Raw genomic sequence first — 23,634 nt, 5'->3', positions numbered from 1 at the left:
TGGCAGGCCCTGCTCTTTATTTTCCAAGCGTGCAACAACCGCTTCGGCCGGGTGTAGGGAGTAGCTCTAGCGTCGATCCAAGAGAAACGATGGATTGAAAGTCAGGTAGAGAGTCTTCCAGCTCTCGTACTTGTCCGGCGGCAGTGTGAGCGGGCTACAGCGGCGAACGGCACGCATTGCGGCTTGGGCGGAGACTTCGTAGAAGCGCTCGCGGTTCAGCTTCTCTTTTTCGGTCACCTCCATCTGCCGCAGCGATCCGTCGAAATTGAGAGCGAGGCGCAGCGTGACGATGACTTGATCCCGGTCCGGGACGCCGACCGGCGGACTCCAGCAGCGCCGGACTTGGGTGCGGACAGCGTCCATCTCCTCGGCAGTCAGCTGATTTGGACCCGTGACATCCACGGGGCTCGGAGTCTCGGGCGCTTCCGGCTTTGGTCTCGCCGTGCAGGCGGCGAGAATCAGGGCGGCGACAAAAAGAAAAGCTGTTCCGCGGATCAAAGCACTGCTCATGTCTCATGTCTCATCTCTAGCCGAAAGCCGGACAGACCGCATCCTGCAGTTGCAGGAGCTCCAGGCTCGCTGCGCTTCGCTACCCCGCCTCCAGCGCAGCCACCCCCGGCAGAGTACGGCCTTCCAGCCATTCCAGGAAGGCGCCGCCGGCGGTGGAGACGTAGGTAAAGTCCTCGAGCACACCGGCGTGGGCCAGGGCCGCGACGGTGTCGCCGCCGCCGGCGACCGAGAGCAGGCGGCCGTCGCGGGTCAGGCGGGCGGCGGCCTGGGCGACCGCGTTGGTCCCTTGATCGAAGGGCGGCACCTCGAAGCAGCCCAGGGGGCCGTTCCAGACCAGGCTGCGGCAGTCCTCCAGCCGCCGCGCCAGATGCGCGGCGGTCGCCGGGCCGACGTCGAGGATCATCTGCTCGGCCGGGACCGCCTTGACCGAGACGGTCTCGCTCGCGACGCCTGTCTCGAGCGCCGCCGCGACCAGGGCGTCGGTCGGCAGGACGATGTCGCAGCCCTGCGCCTTGGCCTTGGCCATGATCTCCCGCGCCGTGTCGGCCATGTCGTGCTCGCAGAGCGACCGGCCGACCTCGACCCCGGCCGCGGCCAGGAAGGTGTTGGCCATGCCACCGCCGATGATCAGCAGGTCGGCCCGCGCGACCAGGTTGCCCAGGAGCTGCAGCTTGGTCGAGATCTTGGCGCCGCCGACCAGGGCGGCCAGGGGCCGCTCCGGCTTCTCCAGGGCCCGGGCCAAGTGCTCCAGCTCGGCCTGCATCAGGCGCCCGGCAGCGGCGGGCAGGCGGCGGGCCAGGGCCTCGACCGAGGCGTGGGCGCGGTGGGCCGCCGAGAAGGCATCGTCGACGTAGAGATCGCCCAGGGCGGCCAGGGCCCCGGCGAAGGCCGGGTCGTTGGCCTCCTCGCCGGGGTGGAAGCGTAGGTTCTCGAGCAGCAGGACCCCGCCCTCGGGCAGATCCGCCACGGTGGCCTCGGCCGGCGCGCCGATGCAGTCCGACGCGAAGGCCACGGGCGCGCCCAGGGCGGCCTCGAGCGCCGCGGCCACCGGCGCGAGGGAGAGTTCCGGCCGGCGTTCGCCCTTTGGGCGGCCGAAGTGGGACAGCAGGATCACCTTGGCGCCGCCTTCGCTCAGTGTCCGGATGGTCGGCAGGGCGCGCTCGATCCGGGTCGCGTCGGTGACCCGGCCGTCCTTCATGGGAACGTTGAAGTCGACCCGGACCAGCACCCGCCGGCCCGCCGGGTCGAGGTCGTCGAGGGTCCGAAACCCGGCCATCCTGCCGTCCTCCCGCCTTTGCTGTCCGAGGTCGAGCTATGCCCGAGACCCGGGCGCGGGGCAAGCGTCACAGAGAGTTCGATTGACAGGCCGCGCGGAGTTTTCCAGCTTTGCGGGTATGAGGTATCGCTTCGCGCTGATCACAGGCGCCACCAGCGGCATCGGCGAGGCCCTGGCGAAGGCGCTGCCCGCGCGCACCGGGCTGCTGCTGACCGGCCGCGACGGCGCGCGCCTGACGGCGCTGAAGGACGAGCTGGGAAACGGCGAACGGCAAGTCGAGACCCTGGTCGCGGACCTGGCCGAGGACGCCGGGCGCGAGGCGGTGATCGCGGCGGCCGAGGCGCGGCCGCTTGACCTTCTGGTCAACAACGCGGGGATCGGACAGGTCGGCGAGGTGCTGGAGATCCCGGCCGCGCGGGAGCGCGAGATGGCCGAGGTCAATGTGGTCGCGCCGGTGGTCCTGACCCGAGCCCTGCTGCCCGGCATGCTGGAGCGCGCCAGGGCCGAGCGGCGGCGCGCGGGGCTGATCGTCGTCGCCTCGATCATGGCCTTCCAGCCGGCGCCGATGATGGCGACCTACGCCGCAACCAAGGCCTTCGACCTGCACTACGCCGAAGCCCTGGCCGCCGAGCTGGCCGGGCAGCCGATCGACGTCCTGGCGCTTTGCCCCGGCGGCACTCGGACCCGCTTCGGCGAGCGGGCCGGGATCCACGCCGGGCGCAGCGGCGGCTGGGACAGCCCGGAGCGGGTCGCGCGCGAGGCCCTGGCGGCCCTGGGCCAGCGCAGCGTCCACGTCGTCGGCGGCCGCAACCGGCTGGTGACCTCGGTGCCGCGCTTCCTGCCGCGGCGCACCGTGGCGGCCCTCTACCGCCGGGCCCTGGCCGGCATGGGCGGGACTTGATGACCGGCCCCCTGGAGCGCACCGCCTACGCCCTGGGCCAGACCGCCCGGGCCGGGGTCTACTGGGGCCAGTACTGGCTGTCCGGCCGGATGACCAAGCCGGTCAAGGCGCCGCGGCCGATCGACAAGCCGATGCCCGGCAGCCGCCGGGTCCTGGACGGCCTGCGCGAGCTTTTCCTCCAGGACTGGCGCAACATCGAGGCCGGCTACTATCGCCTGCCGCACGACCTGGCGGCCTCGCCGCTGCAGGCCGTAGCCCGGGCGGGCGCCTACTTCTCGGACCTGGCCAAGGTCGAGGCCCGCCGCCACGCCCGCAGCAACAGCGAGGTCTTCGAGGCGCCGCACAGGGGACGCTATCCGCGCTACTTCCTGCAGAACTTCCACTACCAGACCGACGGCTACCTCAGCCGGGAGTCGGCCGAGCTCTACGACCATCAGGTCGAGGTGCTCTTCGGCGGCGGCGCCGACGCCATGCGCCGCCAGGCCCTGGTGCCGCTCTACCACTTCCTTAAGGACCGGCGGGTGCGCGAGACCCGGCTGCTCGACCTGGGCTGCGGCACCGGGCGTCTCCTGTCCTTCGTCAAGGACAACTACCCACGCCTGGGGGTCACCGCGCTCGACCTCAGCCCCTACTACCTGGAGCGGGCCCAGGCGCTGTTGCGGCCCTGGCGCGACATCGCCTTCGTCCAGGCCCCGGCCGAGGAGACCGGGCTGCCCGACGGCGACTTCGACGTGGTCACCGCGGTCTTCCTGTTCCACGAGCTGCCGGCCAAGGTGCGCCGCGCGGTCGCCGCCGAGGCGGCCCGCCTGCTGAAGCCCGGCGGCCTCTTCCTCCTGGTCGACTCCCTGCAGCTCGGCGACGTGCCGGAGTACGACGGCCTGATCGAGTACTTCCCGGTTGCTTTTCATGAGCCGTACTACGCGGATTACGCGAAAAGCGACCTGGAGGCGCTTTTCGCGGACGCCGGGCTGCGGACCGAAGACGTCAGCCTGGCCTATTTCTCGCGCGTCATGGCGCTGCGCAAGCCGAATTAGAGTCCGGGTTCTATCACCGCGCTTGACGCGCTGACACCGGACCAATAAATGGTCCGGGCACGGTCAGGGCTCTCGGCAGGGAGGCCGCGCGGACACCAAAGGTCAAGCCTTTCGGCGCAAGCTGGCGTCGAAGAGGTCTGGTCCAGATCTCGCGGTCAGGATTACCATCGGTTGCAACGACAACCGGCGGTTCAATGCCCTGCGTCTGGCAGGGCCGGGAGCGATAAAGATGGCGGAAGGGACTAGCCCTCAGGGCGCGCAGCCGTGGCTGCGCAACTACGCGCCGGGCGTGCGCTGGGACGCCGGCTACGTCGCCCAACCCCTCCATACGATCCTGGACGACGCGGCCGCGAAGATGGGCGCGCGGCTCTGCCTGGACTTCCTCGACAAGCACTACAGCTACGCCGAGGTTCTGGACCTCGCCAACCGGGTCGCCAAGGGGCTGCAGGAGGCCGGCGTCAAACCGGGCGACCGGGTCGGGCTGCTGCTGCCCAACACGCCCTACTACGTCGCCGCCTACTTCGGGATCCTCAAGGCCGGCGCGATCGTGGTGAACCTGAACCCGCTCTACGCCGAGAAGGAGCTGCAGCACCTGGTCGAGGACTCCGGGGTCGAGATCCTCTTTACCCTCGACGTCGGCGCGCTCTACGACAAGGTTGCGCAGCTGCTTGCCACGACCCCTCTGCGGCGGGTGGTGGTCTGCAAGATGTCCGAGATCCTGCCCTTTCCGAAGAATCTGCTGTTCCCGCTGCTGCGCTTCTCGCAGCTGGCCAGCATCCCAGACGACGTCCAGCACCTGCGCTTTTCCAAGCTGACCGCCAACGACGGCGCCTTCCAGCCGCAGCCGGTCCACCCGGTCAAGGACCTGGCGGTGCTGCAGTACACCGGCGGCACCACGGGCCTGTCCAAGGGCGCGATGCTGACCCACGGCAACGTCTACATCAACGCCCGCCAGCTGAGCGACTGGTTCCCGTCGCGGGAGATCGGCAAGGAAAAGCTGCTTTGCGTCCTGCCGCTGTTCCACGTCTTCGCCATGACCGCGATCATGCACTGGGCCTTGATGAACGGCGGCTCGTTGATCCTGCTGCCGCGCTTCGACCTGGACCAGCTGCTGAAGGTCATCAACCAGAAGAAGCCCAGCGTCTTCCACGCCGTGCCGACGCTCTACGCCGCGATCGCCAACCATCCGAAGATCGCCGACTACGATCTGACCTCGATCAAGTCCTGCATATCCGGCGGCGCGCCGCTGCCGATGGACGTCAAGAACCGCTTCGAGGCCCTGACCGGCTGCCGCCTGGTCGAGGGCTACGGACTCTCCGAGGCCTCGCCGGTCCTGAGCTGCAACCCGCTGGAAGGCGAGAACAAGGCCGGCTCGGTCGGTCAGCCGATGCCGGACACGACGGTCGAGATCGTCGCCCTGGACGACCCGGACAAGGTCCTGGGGATCGGCGAGCGCGGCGAGATCACCGGCACCGGACCCCAGGTCATGGCCGGCTACTGGCAGAAGCCCGAGGTCTCGGCCAAGACCCTGCGTAGCGGCCGTTTGCACACCGGAGACGTTGGATATCTGGACGAGGATGGCTATCTCTTCATTGTCGACCGGATCAAGGAGATGATCATCGCCAGCGGCTACAAGATCTATCCGCGCACGGTGGAGGAGGCGCTCTACGAGCACCCCGCCGTCGTGGAATGCGCGGTCATCGGCGCGCCCGACGAGTACCGGGGCGAGACGGTCATGGCGGTGGTCGCCTTCGCCCCGGGCCAGCGCGCGACCGAGGAGGAGCTGACGGCCTTCCTCAAGGACCGCCTGGCGCCGATGGAGATGCCGAAGATCTACAAGTTCCGGGACAGCCTGCCGAAGACCCCGGTGGGCAAGATAGAGAAGAAGGTCCTGGTCGCCGAATACGTCGGACCGCCCGACGGCAAGTAGGGCGGGTCCGGCCTGCAGAGGTCCGAGACGGGAGCAAGGAACCCCATGGAGAAGAACGTCGTCATCGCCGGCTTCGCCCGGTCGCCTTTCCACTTCGCCAACAAGGGCGAGCTGACCCGGGTGCGGCCCGACGAGCTGGCCGCCCAGACCGTGCGCGGCCTGATCGAGAAGACCGGCGTCGATCCCAACGAGATCGAGGACCTGATCCTCGGCTGCGCCCTGCCCGAGGGCGAGCAGGGACTGAACATGGGCCGCCTGGTCGGCTTTCTGGCGGAGCTGCCGATCTCGGTCGCCGGCATGACCGTGAACCGCTTCTGCGGCTCCTCCATGCAGTCGGTGCACATCGCCGCCGGCGCCATCCAGATGGGCGCCGGCGAAGCCTTTATCTGCGCCGGGGTCGAGTCCATGACCCGGGTGCCGATCCCCGGCTTCAACCCGCTGCTGCACCCGGTCATGGCCGAGCGCTATCCCCAGGCCTACATGTCCATGGGCGAGACCGCGGAGAACGTCGCCGAGAAGTACAAGATCCCGCGCGAGCGCCAGGAGGAGCTGGCCGTCATCAGCCACCAGAAGGCAGCCAAGGCCCAAGCCGAGGGCCGCTTCGAGGGCGAGCTGGTGGCGATCACCCAGGGCAACCACAAGGTCGAGGTCGACGGCTGCATCCGGCCGGACACCAACGCCGAGTCTCTGGCCGGCCTCAAGCCCGCCTTCAAGGACACGGGCAGCGTGACCGCGGCGACCTCCTCGCCGCTGACCGACGGCGCGGCGGCGACCCTGGTCACCTCCGAGGACTTCGCCAAGGCCCACGGCCTGACCCCGCTGGCCCGGATCAAGGCCATCGCGGTCGGCGGCTGCGCCCCGGAGATCATGGGCATGGGCCCGGTGGTCGCCAGCGGCAAGGCCATGGAGCGCGCCGGCGTCACCGCCAAGGACATCGACGTGGTCGAGCTCAACGAGGCCTTCGCCTCGCAGGCCCTGGCCTGCATCGACGAGCTCGGGCTCGAGATGGAGAAGATCAACATCGACGGCGGCGCCTTGGCCCTGGGCCATCCCCTGGGCGCGACCGGGGCGCGGATCACCGGCAAGGCGGCCCAGATCATGCACCGCGACGGTAAGGGCTTGGCGCTGTCCAGCCAGTGCATCGGCGGCGGCCAGGGCATCGCGACCATCCTGGAGGCGGCCTGAGCCATGGCGGAGAAGTCGATCAACAAGGTCGCCGTCATCGGCGCCGGCGTCATGGGCGGCGGCATCGCCGCTCAAGTCGCCAATGCCGGGATCCCGGTGGTCCTGCTGGACATCGTCCCTGACGGGGCAAAAGACCGCAGCGTGGTCGCCAAGACCGCGATCCAGAAGATGCTCAAGGCCGATCCGGCGCCCTTCATGAGCAGGCGGGCGGCCAAGCGGGTCACCGCCGGCAACATCGAGGACGACCTGGACCAGCTCGCCGACTGCGACTGGATCGTCGAGGTCGTGATCGAGCGCCTGGACATCAAGCAGGAGCTCTACAAGAAGATCCAGGCGGCCCGGAAGCCGGGCTCCATCGTCTCCTCCAACACCTCGACCCTGCCGCTGGCGCGGCTGGTCGAGGGCATGGAGGCCGAACTCAAGCCCGACTTCCTGATCACGCACTTTTTCAATCCGCCGCGCTACATGCGCCTGCTGGAGGTGGTCGCCGGGCCCGACACCCGGGCCGACGCCGTCGCGACCTTGAGCGACTTCGCCGACCGGCGCCTGGGCAAGGACGTGGTCGCCTGCAACGACACACCGGGCTTCATCGCCAACCGTATCGGCACCTTCTGGGTCCAGGCCGCGGTGGCCGCGGCGCTCGACCAGGGCCTCTCGGTCGAGGAGGCCGACGCCGTCATGGGCCGGCCGCTGGGCATCCCCAAGACCGGCGTCTTCGCCCTGATGGACCTGGTCGGCATCGACCTTATGCCGCACGTCGACCGCAGCCTCTCGGAGAACCTGCCGGCCGACGACGCCTACAACCAGGTGCGCCGCGACCTGCCTGTGGTCCGCGAGATGATCGAGGCCGGCTATACCGGCCGCAAGGGCAAGGGCGGCTTCTTCCGGCTCAACAAGGAGGGCGGCAAGCGCATCAAGGAGGCGCGCAACCTGCAGACCGGCGCCTATGCCCCGGCCCAGAAGGTCCATCTGGAGAGCCTGGACGCGGCCAAGCAGGGCGGCGCCAAGGCCCTGGTCGCGCACGAGGACAGGGGCGGCGTCTACGCCTGGACCGTGATGTCGCGGCTGCTCGACTACTCGGCCTCCCTGGTGCCCGAGATCGCCGACAGCGTGGCCGACGTCGATCGCGCCATGCGCCTGGGCTACAACTGGAAGTTCGGGCCCTTCGAGCTGATCGACAAGCTGGGCGCCGCCGACTTCGCCAGGCGCCTGGAGGCAGAGGGCGCGCCGGTGCCGCCGCTGCTGAAGACCGCGGCCGAGGCCGGCAGCTTCTACCGGGTCGAGGGCGGCCGGCTGCAGTACCTCGGCGTCGAGGGCGGCTACCACGACGTGGAGCGCCCGTCGGGCGTCGAGCTGTTGGCCGACGTCAAGCGGCGCAGCGAGCCTTTGGCCCGGAACGGCTCGGCCAGCCTCTGGGACGTCGGCGACGGCGTGCTCTGCTTCGAGGTCCACACCAAGCTCAACGTCCTGGACCCCGAGGTCTTCGCCCTGTTCCGCAAGGCCATCGAGATCGTGCCCAAGGCGCACAAGGCCCTGGTGCTCTACAACGAGGGCAGCAACTTCTCGGCCGGCGCCAACCTGGGCCTCGCGCTCTTCGCCGCCAACACGGCGATGTGGCCGATGATCGAGTCCATGGTCGGCGAGGGCCAGAAGACCTATCTGGCGCTGAAGCGCGCGCCCTTTCCGGTGGTCGCGGCGCCTTCGGGCCTGGCCCTGGGCGGCGGCTGCGAGATGCTGCTGCACGCCGATGCGGTCCAGGCCCACGCCGAGAGCTACATCGGCCTGGTCGAGGTCGGCGTGGGCGTGATCCCGGGCTGGGGCGGCACCAAGGAGCTGATGCACCGCCTGGCCGAAAATCCGCGCCTGCCCAAGGGCCCCATGCCGCACGTCGCCAAGGCCTTCGAGACCATCGGCACCGCCCAGGTGGCGAAGTCGGCCTTCGAGGCCCAGGAGATGGGCTTCCTGCGGCCGAGCGACGGCATCAGCTTCAACCGCGACCGCCTGCTGGCCGACGCCAAGGCCAAGGCCCTGGAGCTGGCCGAAGGCTACCGGCCGCCGGAGCCGATCGAGCTAACCCTGCCCGGACCCTCGGGCCGCGCCGCGCTGAACCTGGCGCTGCACGACCTCAAGCTGAAGGGCCTGGTCACGCCGCACGACGAGACCGTGGCCGGCGAGCTCGCCAACGTCCTGACCGGCGGGCCCGGCGCGGATCAGACCGAGCCGATCCCGGAGGATGAGATCCTGGCCCTGGAGCGCGCGAGTTTCATGAAGCTGGCCCGCACCAGCCAGACCCTGGCCCGGATGGAGCACACCATCACCACCGGCAAGCCGCTGAGGAACTGAGACCGAAGGGACGAGGGATCCACCCCCTCCCCGACCTCCCCCATCGAGAGGGAGGGAGCTAAGCGAGGCCTCGAACCGGGGTCCCCCTGCCCTGGCGGGAGGGGGTCGGGGGAGGGGAAAACTCAGGCGCCGAAGCAGAAGGCGTCGAAGGAACTTGAGGAACGAGGACCCATGGTCACCTACGCCGCACCGCTCGACGACATCCGCTACCTGCTGAACGAGGTCTTCGACTACGAGAAGACCGTCGCCGGCTTGCCCGGTTACGAGGAAGCGACCACGGAGCTTCTCGACGCCGTGCTGGAGGAAGGCGCGCGCTTCTGCGAGAACGAGCTGCTGCCGCTCAACCTCTCGGGCGACGCCGAGGGCTGCCACTACGAAAACGGCGTGGTGCGCACGCCCAAGGGCTTCAAGGAGGCCTATGCGGCCTTCTGCGAGAACGGCTGGACCGGCCTGTCCTGCGATCCCGAATACGGCGGCCAGGGCCTGCCCAAGACCCTGCAGTTCGTCCTGGACGAGCTGATCTGCTCGACCAACCTGAGCTTCGGCATGTACCCGGGCCTCAGCCACGGCGCCTACAACGCCCTGGAGCTGCACGGCAGCGAGGACCAGAAGAGCCTCTACCTGCCCAAGCTGACCGACGGCACCTGGTCCGGCACCATGTGCCTGACCGAGCCGCACTGCGGCACCGACCTGGGCCTGATCAAGACCAAGGCCGATCCCAACGATGACGGCAGCTACCGGATCAACGGCACCAAGATCTTCATCTCGGCCGGCGAGCACGACCTGACCGATAACATCGTTCACCTGGTGCTGGCCAAGCTGCCCGACGCGCCGCCGGGCGTCCGCGGCATCTCGCTCTTCATCGTGCCCAAGTTCATCCCGAAGGAGGACGGCAGCGTCGGCTCGCGCAACGGCGTGCGCTGCGGCTCGATCGAGAAGAAGATGGGCATCAAGGCCTCTGCGACCTGCGTCATGAACTTCGACGACGCCCAGGGCTGGCTGATCGGCGAGCCGCACAAGGGCATGCGCTACATGTTCACCATGATGAACGTCGCCCGCCTGGCGGTCGGCATCCAGGGCCTGGGCCTGGCCGAGACCGCCTACCAGTCCGCGGTCGCCTACGCCAAGGACCGGCGCCAGGGCCGCGCGCTCAAGGGCGCGGCGGAGCCCGAGGCGACGGCCGACCCGATCATCGTCCACCCCGACGTGCGCAAGAACCTGATGAAGATGCGCGCCATCATCGAGGGCGGCCGGGCGCTGGCGCTCTGGGTCGGCACCGCGGTCGACCGGTCGGAGAGGCATCCGGACCCCGAGGCGCGGCAGGCGGCCGACGACCTGGTCGCCCTGATGACGCCGATCGTGAAGGCCTACCTGACCGATGCCGGCTTCGAGCTGAGCAACACCGGCCAGCAGGTCTACGGCGGCCACGGCTACATCCACGAGTGGGGCATGGAGCAGCTGGTCCGCGACGCCCGGATCACCCAGATCTACGAAGGCACCAACGGCATCCAGGCCCTCGACCTGGTCGGCCGCAAGCTGGGCCAGGGCATGGGCCGCCTGCTGCGGCAGTTCTTCCACCCGGTCCAGGCCTTCATCGAAGAGCATCAGACCAACCCCGAAATGGCCGAGTTCGTGCTGCCGCTGGCCAAGTCCTTCGCCAAGCTGCAGCAGTCCACCGCCTGGATCGCCCAGCAGGGCCTGGCCGATCCGGAAGAGGCAGGCGCGGCCTCGACCGACTACCTGAAGCTCTTCGCCCTGACGGCGCTGGCCTACCTCTGGGCCCGCATGGTCGTGATCAGTAAGCCCCAGGCCAATGGTGGGGCCAACGGAGCCGCGAACGGAGACGCCGCCTTCCACGAGGCGAAGCTGGCGACCGCGCGCTTCTACATGGCCCGGGTGCTGCCGGAGTCCTCGGCTCTCTTCACCGCCATCATGGCCGGAAAGAAGCCGCTGATGGCCCTGGACGCGGAGGCATTCTAAGCCGTTCCGGAAGGGTTGGGTCCCGGCGCGGTCAATCCTTGCCCGGGGCGGCCGGAAGCGCGGCGGCGCGCCATCCGAGCGGAATGCCGAGGGCCCGCTGGTAGGCCCAGAGCGCGAAGAGCAGGGCGGCGGGCCCGTAGGGCAGGGGACAGAGCCGCATCAGCGGTGCGTGAACCATCGGCAACAGCAAGAGGCCGGCCAGGGCGCAGCGCACCCAGGGCGCGTCGAAGAGCGCGGGCCTCTGGGCGGCGGTCAAGGCGACGACGAAGATCAGGACGACCATGTCGTAGTCCACGGCGTAGGGGCTCACCAGGAAGGTCGCGATCAGGAGGATCGAGGACTTCGCCGCCTGTTCGCAGGGCGACCTCCAGACCCGGAGCGTGACCCAGAACGCGATCAAGGCGGTGGCGAGCTGGGCGCCGTAGGCCGCGGGCGTCGCGACGCCCCAGCTGCGCAGGGCCGCGAAGATCGAGGGCATGCGATGCCAGAAGACGCTGCCGTTCTCGAGGACGGCGCGCTTCAGCAACTCGGCCCGCGCCAGGTAGTCGGCCCAGATGCCCTCGCCGAACCAGGCGAGAGAGACCGTGAACAGGGCGGCGACGGTGGCGGCCGCCCAGAGGAAGGCGCGCCACTGGCCGGCCGCGGCCAGCGCGAAGGGAATCAGCAGGCCCAGCTGCGGCTTGTAACAGAGCAGGCCGATCAGGACCCCGGCGAGGGCAGGGCGGTTCGGTAGGAGCGTCAGGCCGCCGCCGAGCAGCGCCGCCGAGAAGACGCCGTTCTGCCCGGCGACCGCGTTGATGAAGACGGCAGGGGTCGCCACGGCGGCCAGCAGGGCGAGCCGCCGCGATAGGTTGAGCGACAGGGCGGCCCAGAAGCACGCCAGGCCGCTCAACAGCCAGACCGCGAGGCCGGGAACGTAGGGCAAGGCGGCCAGGGGCCACAGCAGCACCAGCGCGACCGGCGGATAGCTGAAATGGTAGGGCTGGAGCGGCGCCGCCAAGGCGCCGCTCTGGAAGGCGTTGAAGGCCGCGAGGTCGTAGATCTCCGCCGTGCGGCCCTCGACCGCCAGGACCGCCGCCGACCAGTAGTTGACGAAATCGTCACCCAGGGGCCGACCCTTGCCGTCGCTGAGCCCGACCGCGGTCTGGCCCGAGAGGTCGATCGCGTAGGCGGCGATGGACACGACCGCGAAGACGGCCGCATAGGCCATCAGCCGGGCCGGCGTCAGCCAGGACATGTATTTCAGGTCGTCGATCAAAGCGGGAACCCGGTTCTCGGCGCGACGTTGCGCGGCAGGATAGCGAGGCGATCCTTGGATCCCGGTTAATGCGCCCCGGCGCCGGCACGACAAAATCACCGGAAACTCGCCTGGGCATCGCGCCGCCGTCGGGTATTCTCGGGCTCGGCACAGCGGGCGAGGGGCATGCAGGATCCGTTTCGGTTGCGGCGTCGTGAGGCAGGTCGGATGCTGCCGCTCGTCCTTCTGAGCCTTGCCGCCTGCGCGCTTGGGCCCTGGCTGTCCTGCGCCCGTGCCGAAGGCCTCGAGGTCATCCAGTACAACGTCCAGTTCGTCGCGCCCTGGGACTTCAGCCGGGCCTCCCCGAAGCACTATCCCAACACCGAGGAGCGGGCGCGGGCGATCGGCCGGGCGCTGGCCTGCTTCGACATCGTCGCCCTGAACGAGACCATCAACGACCGACGGCGACGGCAGATCCTGGCGGCCATGGAGTCGGCGGCGCCGGCCTGCGGCAAGCCCTCGCGCTTCGGCGGCGGCCACAGCTTCCAGCTGCTCGCGGGGCCGAGCCTGCCGCCGGCGGCCCGGGGCTGGCCGAGCCTGGCGGGTCTGGCCGCCTTCGCGACCTCGGACGTGCCCATGGCGGTGACCGACGACGAAGTCGCGATCGTCACCCGGCTGCCGGTCATCGCCAGCGGCTCCCGGGTCTTCGGGGCGGCACGCGGAACCGACGCCCTGACCGCCAAGGGCGTGCTGCACGCCCGGCTTGGGCGCGGCGGCAGGTCGGCGGTGGAGGACGCGATCGAGGTCTTCGTCACCCACCTGCAGGCCAACCACGCCGAGATCCGGCGCCGCCAGATCGTCGAGCTTGCGACCTTCATCGAGGCGCGCGCCGATCCCCGGCTGCCGGCGCTGCTGTTCGGTGACTTCAACGTCGACGGCTCGCCGGCAGCGCGCGCCGATCCGGAGGGCGAGTACCAGGGGCTGATGCGACGGCTGGCGCCCCTAGGATTCCGTGACCTGGGCCTCGCCCTGGGCGGCACCGACAGCTGGGAACGCCGGCGCATCGACTACATCTTCCTGCGCGGCCCGGGGATCCGGGTGCGCGAGGCCGGGGTCGAGACCTTCGGGTCGCTGCCCTACGACGCCCTTTCGGACCACGCCGCGGTCACGGCGGCGCTGCACTGGCCGCGGCCCGCCGGCACTCTGCCCAACCGCGGCGACGATGCCGGCCCGGAACCGCGGCCAGGAGCGGGCGACCGGCCGACCAAGCCGGAAGCGCGCTGACCGCCGAAGGGCGCCCTTAAGGTCTTGTTAGCTTTTGCGGCGCTAGGACAGGACGTGGGTCCAACCGGAGTCCGCCCCCGATGGCCGACGAAACCCGATGAAGCTGCTCCTGAAGGCCGGCCTCTACGCCTGCTTCGGCCTCGCGGTCCTGGTCATCCTGGTCCTAGTGCCGCTGCCGGCCAGCTACCCCTTGAAGAACCGGGCGGGCGTCTGGCTCTACGAGCAGGGCCACCACGAGGCGGCATTCGCGCTGTTCCAGAGCCTCAGCAGCCTCGGCCATGCCCCGGCCGCCAACAACCTGGGGGTCCTGGCCAACCTGGGCCTGGGGACGAAGCAGCGCTTCGGAGAGGCCTTCGCCCTCTACGAGCGCGCGGCCGAGGCCGGCGTGATCGCCGCCAAGTACAATCTGGCCCGGCTCTACGAGCGCGGCCTCGGCACCCTGCAGGACCTCGACCGGGCCGAGACCCTGCTGGCCGAAGCGGCCGCGGCGGGCAATCCCTTCGCCCGGATCACCCTGGCGCGCCTGGTCGAGCAGCGGCGGCGGCCGGGCTGGCAAGCGCGCAAGGAGGACCTGCTGCGGCAGGCGGCGGAAGGCGGGCACCCGGAGGCGCAGTACGCCCTCGGCATGCTGTTCTACCAGGACGACCAGGTCCCGATCGAGGAGCAGGCCCGGCGTTCGGAGAAGATCATGGCCTGGTGGCAGGACGCCGCCCGCCAGGACCACGGACCGGCCCAGGCGAGCCTGGCCGTGGTCTTCCAGGAGAGCGACCCGGTCCAGGCCCTGCACTGGCTCCGCCGCGCCGCCGAGAACGGCATCGCCTCGGCGCAGCTCGGCCTGGCCCAGCGCCTCGCCACAGGCAAGGACCTGACCCAGGATTACGAGGCGGCGGCGTCCTGGTATCGCAAGGTGGCCGCGGCCGCGGAGCGGCCGAGCCGGTCGCCGGTCGGCTGGCCCGACCTCTACGCCTACCATCATCCGCGCCTGCGGCCGGCCCAATGGCAGGCGGTGCAGGTTGCCCGCCTGGAGCTGGCGGAGCTGCATCTCGCCGGCCTGGGCGTGGCCCGGGACCCCGAGCGCGCCGCGGCGCTGTTGCAGTCGGCGGCGGAAGCCGGCTGGGGCCAGGCTGCGGTGAAGCTGGCCGAGTTGTTTCGCAGGGGCGAGGGCGTGCCCCAAGACCTGGATCAGACCCGGCGCTGGCTGCGCGCCGCCGTTGAGGCGGGCTACCGGCCGGCCCTGCCACAGCTCGAGGCCCTGGAGGCCGAGCTCGAAGGCGCGGCGCCCGCCGGCGACAGCGAGGGTTGAGTGTCGAGCTGCGCCGGCGCGGCCGGCCGCCACATCCGGGCACCGGTGTCGAAGCGAAGAAGGTCATCGCCGAACCCTGACACCCGCGCCGTGCCGAGCCGCGTCTATTTGACAAGAACTGGGGCGGCCGAACAGAGATTAACCGTTTTCCCCTGATTTTCCCTTTGATCCCCTTGTGGCCGCACAGTTTTGGTTTAAACTTGTCACGGTATTCGGATTCGGAATTTGACTATACTTGGCGTGCGTGTAGTCTTTCAGCCTTAATCTTGGTTAACGGGAGAAGAGGCGGAGACTGTCGCCGCGGAAGCAATTCTTGGCGCAAAGCTTGGAGGGAGCCTGAAGCGCGGAGTGAGCGGCGGCGACACTCAGACCGGCCGGAACCTCAGGGCCACGAGGATGTCGTGACCTTGGGTTTTTGGTTGAGGAGACTTTGCTGAGGAGAGCTGCTGGTGTCATCCCGGTTTCCATGGCGGCGAGAGGCGCCGAGTCCTCCCCTTCCGGAGAACTTGGCGTCGGAACAGCGCGCCGCAGATATCCTTTCGCTTCGACTTTCGGCGCCCGAGCCGCCGCCCGACTTCATCTACCAACGCCGTAGCGAGGCCGAGCCGCAAGATAAGAAGAGCGGGACACGCTGGATGGGTCCGACCATCCTGGCTCTGGTCTTTGCGGTCAGCATCGGCGTCGGCGTTCTGGTCGTGCGCAGCCTGCGCGATGGCATGGTCGCCGAGCGCAGCGACCTGCCGGTAATCACGGCCCAGAACGAGCCGGCGAAGCTCGAGGCCGAGGGGTCCAGCCCGCCGCCGGCAGCGCCAGCGGCGCCGGCAGAGCAGGCGACAGAGGCCCCGCCGCGGGCCTCGGAGACCTTGCAGCGCCTGCTCGCCGGCCGCCCCGCCACTGAAGCACCGGCGGCGCCCGCGCCCGCCCCGAGCGGAGGGGCCCGGATCGCGATCCCGGCCGCGCCGGAGGTGACGGCGCCGAGCCCGACGGCCGAGGCGGAGACCTTCACCGCGCCCCCGGAACCTCAGCGCATCCCCGCACCCGAGCCGCGCCAGACCGCGCGGGCCGAGCCGGCGGAACCCGTTGCAGAGCCGCGACCAAGGGCGGTCGCGCCGACGCAGTACACCGTGGAGGTGATCGCCCCGACCAGCCTCGAAGAGGCCAAGACCGAGTGGTCCCGGCTTCAAAAGGCCTATCCGGAGCTTCTGGGCGACACCACGCTGGAGCTTCGCCGCGTCGCCCTTGAGGGCAACCGGGTCGTCTATCGTGGCCTGGCCGGCTACCTGCCGAGCGAGTCGACCGCCCAGGATTTCTGCGCACAGATCAGCGTCACCGATGCCGGCCAGCACTGTCTGGTCGTCGCGCGAAAGGCGAACGAACAGATCGTCGCCACCAAGTCCGGCGCCCCGGACGGCGGCAACCGGGATGCCGCCGCCGTGCCCGATGCCGGCTCTGCGGACAGCAGCGTCGTGCGCCTGGTCAAGCTCGGCCTCAAGCGGGCCGGCCTGGACCCCGGCACGCTTGACGGACGGACCACCCCGCAACTGAGCGCGGCGATCCGGGAATATCAGCAAACCCACGGCCTAGGGGTCGACGGCCGCGCCAGCCGCAGCCTGCTGGATCACATGCTCGGGACCCAGGTCGCGAAGATCCAGCCCACCGCACCGGCGCCAAGTCCGCCTGCGGCCAAGGCACCGGCCCCGCCCCAGATAGAGGCGGCGGCACCGACGCAGCAGACGCGACCGTCGGTGCGCGATCAGACCGCCGCCCTGGCACCGACCCTGCCGGCGGTCAACCCCTCGGACCCCGGGGCCTGGCACATCGGCCGCGGCAACGAGCTGCTGTCCCTGGGCGACATCGCCTCGGCGCGACTGTTCTTCGAGGAGGCGATCAGCCAGGGCAGCGCCGCCGGGCGCACGGCGCTGGCCATGACCTACGATCCCCTGTACTTCGCAGAAGCGCAGATCAACGGTCCGGAACCAGATGCGGATCGGGCCTTGGCGCTCTACGGCGAAGCCGTCCAGGCGGGCGACGGCGCCGCGCAGAGCCGGCTCGATCGGCTCCGCAACTGGGTGCAGAACCGCTGATCTCAGGCGGGCTCGCCGCTCGGCCCTTTGAGCGGGCTTACTTGACGTCCATTCGACTTCAAGTCAGCCCGCTCCAGGGGCGCCGGGTTGCGGATGCCTGGCCCTCAAGCATGAACGCGTGACGCCTCAGCCGTACGAGGCGTTTCCTGCTTTGTTGTTCGAATAGCTCGAGCGTTTCGTCCCGGATCGGGCCGATCCGGGACGATTTAGATTCGGGGTTCGGAAGCGGCGAAGCGGCGCGCACGGCAGCGGGAATCCGCTCCCCACGGCTGCCATCGTCTGAAGCCCGATCCGACGACTCCGCGCCGGAGCGGTGAGGCCCGGAAGCCGGCTACTGGCTCTGCTGCTTCGCCTGCCAGAGCAGGAATTGGCGGAACAGCTCGTCCTTCGCCTGCTCGAGGTTGTTGGCCTCGCCACCACCACCGCGCAGGCTCGGGCCCTGCTCGGCCAGGAAGCGAGCGAAGCTACTTTCCAGGCTCGGCTGCTGGGCGACCCTGGCCTTTGCAAGCCATTCGTTCGCCGCCTTGAAGCGGTTCCAGCCCGGAACCTCGGTGTTGAGGTTGACTTCGCGCCACTTCGGATGGCGGGGTGCCTGCTGGAACTCCTTAAAGCGGCCGAAGAAGCTGTCGACGAAGCGGGACACCTTGGCATAGCGCTCGCCGGTAGGGTCCCAGTTGTAGACCGCCATGACCGCGCCGACCGCCAGGGTCCGAACCTCCTGACCCGCCTGCACCAGGCCCGGATAGTCCTGGTCGGTGAAGCGGGACGGCAGATAGACCTCGAGAAGTTCAGGCGTCTGCGGCACCGGCAGAAGCTTGAGCCCCTGGACGCTGGCCTCCTGGAAGAGCCGCGCCGGCTTGCCGACGATGTAGACCAGGGCCGCGATCTCGCCCTTGCGCGTCTTCTCGACCGCCGTGGCCTGATCGAAGCTGGTCGGCTGCACCTTGATGCCCAGCTTCTCGAAGATGATCGAGGAGGACATGTAGGTGCCGCTGCCCTTGTTGCCGAAGTTCACCTTCTTGCCGGCGAGGTCCTTGACGGAGTTGACCCCGGGACCGGCCACCAGATGCAGCTCCTCGTTGTAGAGCTTGGTGATGTAGTGGATCCGGTCCTCGATCTTGGCGTGCGGCCGCTGCCGCTTGAGGAAGGCCAGGACGTCGGACTGCACGATCCCGATGTCGATCCCCTTGAGATACAGGATGTCGCGGATGTTCTGGACCGAGCCCTTGCCGACCAAGGGCAGGACCCGGAGCTGGTTGCCGTCATCCAGAACCGAGGCCAGATCGCTGGCGATCCGGATGTAGGTGCCGTTGATTCCCCCGGAGATGATTCCGACCGTGCCGCGGTTGATCTGTTCGCGCAGGTTCGATGCCTGCTTCTTCGACTTGTCATCCTGGGCGGAAGCCGGAGCCGCCGCCACGGCAAGACCTACCGCCGCAACCAAAAGGAAGACGGCCGGCAGGATGCTCAAACGCTGCCACATGGATTTACCTCGCATTCAGCTGCTCCCTATATGCCATAAGGCCGACATCTCTGGTGTGTTATCAATGAGGCATTCGCCAGGCAACCCCGAAGGTCGCCTGCGCCCCCGTCGAGACCATGCCAAACACCAAGGATCCAGGCCGCGTCTGTCTGCACCGCCACCCTGAGGCCTAAATTACTGCGCCGAACCGGATTAGCCAACCAAAGCCTCTCGATCCAGGCAGGATCCCGCGATCCGGATCCGTCCCTGCGACGGCGCTCCCCGAGGCCCCCGGCGGGCCGGGCCGGGCAGGTCGGCTGCGACCGCCCGGAAACGATCTTTAAGCGCATTGCGGGTCGTTCTCGGCCGGAGTTTCGGATCGACCGTGTCCTGTGGATGAGAGGCTGCAGCTTTTGCTGCGGCGGTGATCGCGCCGCCCTTCCACCTCTGACTCGGCGTCCCAAGCGTCTGCGCCCGCTTCGCCCCCGAACGCCGACAGCCGAGGGTGGCCGATCGCTGACGGACCGGGTTGGGCGACGCGCCAGCGCCGAGCCGGTAGACGCCACCGGGATCACGCCGTGCTCGCGAAGGCTTGATTGCGAGGGCGGCGCGGGCTTCCCAAATCGATCTGCAGTCGCCGCAAGAGAGAAAGGGACCGGAACCGTGCCAACCACCAAAGCCGGACGCCCCCGGCGGGCCTTCGGCCGCAGCCTGACCGCGCTCGCCCTGCTGCTGCCCCTGGCGGCTTTCACCCCCAAGGAGAACCTCTTCGCGCCCAGCGCCGAAGTCTGGCCGCGCTGGCAGGCCCACGACCCGCAGAGCCAGGAGCGCATCGACTTCTCGGACTGGGACCGCCTGCTGATGACCTACGTCATGGAGGGCGAGGGTGCGAACCTCTTCGACTACGCGGCGGTGACCGAGGCAGACCGCCGGGCCCTGGACGGCTTCCTGGCCCGCATGGCCGCGCTGCCGATCAGCCGCTTCTCCAGGCCGGAACAGTTCGCCTACTGGATCAACCTCTACAACGCGCTGACCGTGCGCGTGGTCCTGGACCACTTCCCCGTGGAGTCGATCCGCGACATCGACATCTCGCCCGGCTGGTTCTCGGACGGGCCCTGGGGCAAGGCCCTGATCGAGGTCGAGGGCCAGGCCCTGACCCTGGACGACATCGAGCACCGGATCCTGCGCCCGATCTGGCGGGATCCGCGGATCCACTACGCGGTCAACTGTGCCTCGATCGGCTGCCCCGACCTGCGCCCGGCGGCCTACGAGGCGGAGGGGATCGAGGCCGCCCTGGACGACGCCGCCCGCAGCTACGTCAACGACCCGCGCGGCGTCTCGGTCGACGGCGGCAGGGTCGTCGTCTCCAAGATCTACGATTGGTTCTACGAGGATTTCGGCCGCAGCCCCGAAAGCCTGAAAGCCCACCTGCTGCGCTACGCGGGACCGGAGCTGGCGAGCCAGCTGAAAGCCATCGGCGAGATTCACGACACCGACTACGACTGGCGCCTGAACGCGTCGCGGCCCGCTGGCTGAGCGGCCGCCCCCGGGCGACGCGGGCCGGGATCTCGCGCCGACCGGCAAGACGGCGCGCAACGCCCGGCACAGGCCCCTATCCGAAGCTTTCGGTCCGGCCCGCAAATGGGTCGCTAAGACGCTGAAGTGAAGGCATTACGTCCGGCCGGCTGGATCGCGAAGCCTTTCCATCCGGCCGGCTAATGCCCTAGACTGGCGCCGATCCCGACCTCCCGCCGCCCCTGGAAGCCGTCGAGCGAGCCCCTGCATGGCCGTGATGCGTCTATTCAAAGCAAGCGTCCTGGTCGCCGTCCTGGCCGGCGCGGCGATGGCGGCGACCTACTGGCGCTATCAGAGCCTTGATCCCTGCGACTGGATGACCCACGACCTGGTCATGGCCTCGGACCTGCCCGAATTGGTGGTTACCGCCAAGATCCGGGCCGAGTTCCTGCTCGAGGGCGTCACCGACCCTGATCCCGGACAGTGCCTCTTCAAATGGTGGGCCCTGCGCCGCGACGGCCTCGGGCAGGAGCCTTGAGGCGTCCTCCGGGCCGGGATCGCAGCGCTTTAGTTGGTCTGGTGGTTGCGCAGGACGTAGCAGCCGTTCTCGATGCCGGAGAAGACCTCCAGCACTTCGGGGTGGCGGACCGGCTCTTGGGTGTCGTCGGGGACCAGATTCTGCTCGGAGACGTAGGCGACGTAGGTCGTCTCTTCGTTCTCGGCGAAGAGGTGATAGTAAGGCTGGTCCTTGCGGGGCCGGATCTCCTCCGGGATCGACTCGTACCACTCCTCGGTGTTGGAGAACACCGCGTCGACGTCGAACACCACACCGCGGAAGGGATAGAAGCGGTGGCGGACGATCTGCCCGATCTGGAATTTCGCTAGCCTGGTTTCCATCGTTCAGGTCTCGCCGTCCTGGCTCCCTCGGTTGCCCAGCCAGATTACACGCCCGGACCGGAAAGGAAAATACGGCTCTTTCCCGGCCAAGGCCAAGGGAATCCCTGGCTTTCTGGGCTTCGACCAGCGCCGAAAAGGGGCTGGCAGCCAAGTCTTAAGCATTCCGCGCTAGCCTGCGCTTCGGTGTTCTCAGCCGACAGACTCGAGCGACGGGCGGGCCAAGACAGGTGACAGCGACAGGTTCAGACAGCCGGGCGACCGGGACCGGCGGGGCCCCTCTGCGGCCTCGTTGGAGCCCGCTCCGGCGGGCCGCCCAGGACGGCCACGCCGCCCTGCTCTGTCTGCTGCTGGCCGGGCTGCTGTTCGCCGGCGCTGCCTTCGTCGGCCTGGTCGCCGAGCCCGGCGCGCCCGGCAGCGGACGGGCGACCTTCGCCGACAGCGGCCCGCAAGCGGCCTTGGCCCAGGGCAATCTGCCGGCGGGCCCGAAGCGCTCGCACCGCATCCGGCATCACGTCGACAATGCCGAGGCGGCCTGCCTCCCGATCACGGCGGAGCGTCCGGCCACCCGGCAGCAGCGCGAGATCGCGGCACTGATCCGCGACCTGCGCCGCAGCGCCCAGGCGGTCGAGCTGCTCCGGACCGCGGCCGGTCGTAACGTCATTGTCTGTCTGGACGCCGACACCCCGCTCCTGGCCTACTACTTCTCGGGCCTGCGTCTGATCGGCCTGCGGCGCAGCCTGAGCCGGGCCGAGCGCCTGATCTACCTCTCCCATGAGCTGGCCCACGTACCCCAGCATCCGGCCTTCTCGGATAACCGCTATTTTCCGCCTGAGGACCTCGTGCTGTTGCGCCGCGTCCGGGAGGCGGCAGCCGAGGCGACGGCGACTCGCATCGCCTGGCAGCTCGCGAGAGCCGGTCTGACCGAGGTCTGGAAGGCCAAGCGCGCCGGCGTCTACGGCGACCTGGCGGTGGCCTTCGCGGACGCCATGGAGCGCGGGCAGGATGCCGCTGCAGAGCTTCGGGCCACCCGTGCGGCCTTCGACCGCTGGTTCGCCAAGGCCTGGCGCCTGGATACCTACGACCGTATGACGGTCGATCACCTGGCCCGGATCGCGGCGGACGAATTCGGCCTGGTGGCGCCCCGCCTGCATCTCAGCCACGGCATGCTGGTCGGTATCGGGCGCCAGGGCGCGCGCAACTTCCTATCCGAGACCGAGGGCCGCAGCCTCACCGATCCCTTCTACCGCGGCACCCTGTCGCCGGCTAATTCGCGGGATCTCGAGGCGGTCGTCGATCCCGCCGAGGAGGAGGAGGTCCTGGCGCTGAACGCCTGGTCCTGACACCGCCCCAGGCGTACTAGAGAATCTCGACCATCTCCAGATCGAAGACCAGGTCCTTGCCGGCCAGCGGATGGTTGGCATCCAGGGTCACGGTCTCCTCCGCGACCTCGGTGATGGTCAGGCTGATCTGCTCCGCCTCGGAGGCTCCCGCCTGCAGCACCTTGCCGACCTCGAGGTCGATGTGCGGCGGGATCATCGAGCGATCGACGACCCGGACGAACTCGGCGTGGTGCGGGCCGTAGGCGTCCTCGGAACGGATCGTCACGGTCTTGGCGTCGCCGGCCGCCATGCCGACCAGGGCGCTCTCCAGGCCAGCGATGATCTTGCCCTCGCCGAGTGTCACCTCCAGGGGATCGCCATCCCGCGAGGATTCGAGCTCCGCGCCACTTTCGAGTTTGGTCGTATAATGGAACCGGACCGTGTCGCCCGGGCTTACCGCTGACATCGTTGCTTCCTTTCTGCCGGCGGCCGGGGCGGGGCGACCTGTTCGGCGCCTGCCCCGGCGACCGATCGCTTCACTCTCCGTTCTGCTTCTTGTAGATCGCCTCGACCCGCGACATCAGGTCCAGGTCTCTGCTCAAGGCATCGCTGATCGCCTTGTATTCGTCGACCGTGATTCCGTCGGTTTCTTCGATGGCCTGCCGGAGTTCGGCATTCGCCTGCTTGTTCATGGCCTCGGCTTGCTCTTGGCTTTCGGCGCTCCGAATCTTGGGCGCCCAGCTATCGATCAGGGAATCGACCTTGACCACGGCGACCACGAAAGCCTCGAGCTTCTGGTCGTCGAAGGAACCCTGGGCCTGCGCATTGGCCAGGGGGCCGGCCAGGAACAGCAGGGCGGCCAGAACGCCGGCGCGGAGACCGCGCCTTGCCAACTCAGTCATATCGCTATGCCTCTCGCTGCTATTGGGGGGAATCGAGGACTCCGTCCGTCCTCTAAGAGCGCGCAGCGGCGTCAAGCATGGCGTCAAAAGTCGCCCGACGCCTTGAGGGGTCCATGCAGCGAGGAAATTTTGGCCGGGGGTGGGTCAAGCACCTCACCCGCCGGCACAAGTTCGAAGCGCGGCTGGTCTACTCGGCCAGCTTCAAGTTGTCGGCCGCGACCTTGCCACCACGGCCCGGCACCAGCTCGTACTCGACGCGCTGGCCTTCGTTCAACCCGGACAAACCGGCACGTTCGACGGCGGAGATGTGCACGAAGGCGTCACGATCCCCGTCGTCCGGCTGGATGAAACCGTAGCCCTTGGTTGCGTTGAACCACTTCACGGTTCCTGTGGGCATTCCTGTAATCCCTCACTGCATAGTCTTGATGGCCCCCGCCGCCGGGGCGGGTGCCGCTCACTTCGCCGCAATGTC

At 69.0% G+C, this 23,634-nt stretch carries 20 protein-coding genes; 12 read left to right on the top strand and 8 right to left on the bottom strand.

Features of this window, described 5'->3' with window-relative positions; genetic code table 11:
- Nucleotides 1–66: 66 nt before the first annotated feature.
- Both QNJ30_08730 and QNJ30_08725 read right to left on the bottom strand, forming a co-directional pair.
- Complete coding sequence (locus QNJ30_08730) at nt 67–510, bottom strand: cell envelope integrity protein TolA (GenBank protein MDJ0943536.1); 444 nt, start codon at nt 508–510, stop codon at nt 67–69.
- 79 nt (nt 511–589) lie between these two features.
- A complete protein-coding gene (locus QNJ30_08725) occupies nt 590–1,786 on the bottom strand; it encodes a phosphoglycerate kinase (protein MDJ0943535.1) in 1,197 nt (398 codons plus the stop codon).
- A 118-nt stretch (nt 1,787–1,904) separates the two neighbouring features.
- Between QNJ30_08725 and QNJ30_08720 the strand changes: the two genes are divergently transcribed.
- The 6 genes from QNJ30_08720 (at nt 1,905) to QNJ30_08695 (ending at nt 11,159) form a co-directional block, all read left to right on the top strand.
- Nucleotides 1,905–2,687 (top strand): SDR family NAD(P)-dependent oxidoreductase, encoded by a 783-nt coding sequence (locus QNJ30_08720; protein ID MDJ0943534.1) that lies wholly within the window; start codon nt 1,905–1,907, stop codon nt 2,685–2,687.
- Complete coding sequence (locus tag QNJ30_08715; protein ID MDJ0943533.1) at nt 2,687–3,721, top strand: class I SAM-dependent methyltransferase; 1,035 nt, start codon at nt 2,687–2,689, stop codon at nt 3,719–3,721. The genes QNJ30_08720 and QNJ30_08715 overlap by 1 nt, the downstream gene beginning before the upstream one ends.
- Nucleotides 3,722–3,950: 229 nt before the next feature.
- On the top strand, nt 3,951–5,651 hold the full coding sequence (locus tag QNJ30_08710; protein ID MDJ0943532.1) for a long-chain fatty acid--CoA ligase: 1,701 nt from the start codon (nt 3,951–3,953) through the stop codon (nt 5,649–5,651).
- Between the two features lie 45 nt (nt 5,652–5,696).
- Nucleotides 5,697–6,836 carry a thiolase family protein gene (locus QNJ30_08705; GenBank protein ID MDJ0943531.1) on the top strand — a complete coding sequence of 380 codons (1,140 nt, stop codon included), beginning with the start codon at nt 5,697–5,699 and terminating at the stop codon, nt 6,834–6,836.
- A 3-nt stretch (nt 6,837–6,839) separates the two neighbouring features.
- Nucleotides 6,840–9,179, top strand: a complete 2,340-nt coding sequence (locus tag QNJ30_08700) for a 3-hydroxyacyl-CoA dehydrogenase NAD-binding domain-containing protein (protein ID MDJ0943530.1) — start codon at nt 6,840–6,842, stop codon at nt 9,177–9,179.
- A 171-nt stretch (nt 9,180–9,350) separates the two neighbouring features.
- Nucleotides 9,351–11,159 carry an acyl-CoA dehydrogenase C-terminal domain-containing protein gene (locus QNJ30_08695; GenBank protein ID MDJ0943529.1) on the top strand — a complete coding sequence of 603 codons (1,809 nt, stop codon included), beginning with the start codon at nt 9,351–9,353 and terminating at the stop codon, nt 11,157–11,159.
- A gap of 31 nt (nt 11,160–11,190) precedes the next feature.
- Here QNJ30_08695 and QNJ30_08690 read toward each other — a convergent pair whose 3' ends face one another.
- Complete coding sequence (locus QNJ30_08690; protein MDJ0943528.1) at nt 11,191–12,417, bottom strand: glycosyltransferase family 87 protein; 1,227 nt, start codon at nt 12,415–12,417, stop codon at nt 11,191–11,193.
- Between the two features lie 207 nt (nt 12,418–12,624).
- On the opposite strand from QNJ30_08690, the gene QNJ30_08685 reads away from it, so the two are divergent.
- The 3 genes from QNJ30_08685 to QNJ30_08675 all read left to right on the top strand — a co-directional run bounded on the left by QNJ30_08685 (nt 12,625) and on the right by QNJ30_08675 (nt 17,067).
- Nucleotides 12,625–13,680 (top strand): endonuclease/exonuclease/phosphatase family protein, encoded by a 1,056-nt coding sequence (locus tag QNJ30_08685; GenBank protein MDJ0943527.1) that lies wholly within the window; start codon nt 12,625–12,627, stop codon nt 13,678–13,680.
- A gap of 97 nt (nt 13,681–13,777) precedes the next feature.
- Nucleotides 13,778–14,983: a tetratricopeptide repeat protein gene (locus QNJ30_08680; protein ID MDJ0943526.1), complete on the top strand. Its 1,206-nt coding sequence runs from the start codon at nt 13,778–13,780 to the stop codon at nt 14,981–14,983.
- Between the two features lie 635 nt (nt 14,984–15,618).
- Nucleotides 15,619–17,067, top strand: a complete 1,449-nt coding sequence (locus QNJ30_08675; protein ID MDJ0943525.1) for a peptidoglycan-binding protein — start codon at nt 15,619–15,621, stop codon at nt 17,065–17,067.
- A 331-nt stretch (nt 17,068–17,398) separates the two neighbouring features.
- Here the strand turns inward: QNJ30_08675 and QNJ30_08670 are convergent, their stop codons facing one another.
- On the bottom strand, nt 17,399–18,550 hold the full coding sequence (locus QNJ30_08670; protein ID MDJ0943524.1) for a TAXI family TRAP transporter solute-binding subunit: 1,152 nt from the start codon (nt 18,548–18,550) through the stop codon (nt 17,399–17,401).
- A gap of 642 nt (nt 18,551–19,192) precedes the next feature.
- Between QNJ30_08670 and QNJ30_08665 the strand changes: the two genes are divergently transcribed.
- Together QNJ30_08665 and QNJ30_08660 are read left to right on the top strand one after the other, a co-directional pair.
- Nucleotides 19,193–20,065 (top strand): DUF547 domain-containing protein, encoded by an 873-nt coding sequence (locus QNJ30_08665; protein MDJ0943523.1) that lies wholly within the window; start codon nt 19,193–19,195, stop codon nt 20,063–20,065.
- Nucleotides 20,066–20,312: 247 nt separating this feature from the next.
- Entirely contained in the window at nt 20,313–20,582 is a 270-nt protein-coding gene (locus tag QNJ30_08660; GenBank protein MDJ0943522.1) for a hypothetical protein, read from the top strand.
- A 29-nt stretch (nt 20,583–20,611) separates the two neighbouring features.
- On the opposite strand, the gene hspQ is transcribed toward QNJ30_08660, so the two are convergent.
- Nucleotides 20,612–20,941 carry a heat shock protein HspQ gene (gene hspQ, locus QNJ30_08655; protein ID MDJ0943521.1) on the bottom strand — a complete coding sequence of 110 codons (330 nt, stop codon included), beginning with the start codon at nt 20,939–20,941 and terminating at the stop codon, nt 20,612–20,614.
- Nucleotides 20,942–21,168: 227 nt separating this feature from the next.
- Between hspQ and QNJ30_08650 the strand changes: the two genes are divergently transcribed.
- Nucleotides 21,169–22,281, top strand: a complete 1,113-nt coding sequence (locus QNJ30_08650) for a hypothetical protein (GenBank protein ID MDJ0943520.1) — start codon at nt 21,169–21,171, stop codon at nt 22,279–22,281.
- Nucleotides 22,282–22,297: 16 nt separating this feature from the next.
- Here the strand turns inward: QNJ30_08650 and QNJ30_08645 are convergent, their stop codons facing one another.
- From QNJ30_08645 to QNJ30_08635, 3 genes are all read right to left on the bottom strand, one after another.
- On the bottom strand, nt 22,298–22,726 hold the full coding sequence (locus tag QNJ30_08645; GenBank protein MDJ0943519.1) for a peptidylprolyl isomerase: 429 nt from the start codon (nt 22,724–22,726) through the stop codon (nt 22,298–22,300).
- Nucleotides 22,727–22,796: 70 nt separating this feature from the next.
- Entirely contained in the window at nt 22,797–23,162 is a 366-nt protein-coding gene (locus tag QNJ30_08640; protein ID MDJ0943518.1) for a DUF4168 domain-containing protein, read from the bottom strand.
- Nucleotides 23,163–23,349: 187 nt separating this feature from the next.
- Entirely contained in the window at nt 23,350–23,559 is a 210-nt protein-coding gene (locus QNJ30_08635; GenBank protein ID MDJ0943517.1) for a cold-shock protein, read from the bottom strand.
- Between the last annotated feature and the right edge of the window lie 75 nt (nt 23,560–23,634).

The sequence above is a fragment of the Kiloniellales bacterium genome (genome assembly GCA_030066685.1).
Lineage (GTDB): Bacteria > Pseudomonadota > Alphaproteobacteria > Kiloniellales > JAKSBE01 > JAKSBE01.
This window is presented reverse-complemented; position numbering and strand designations above follow the sequence as displayed.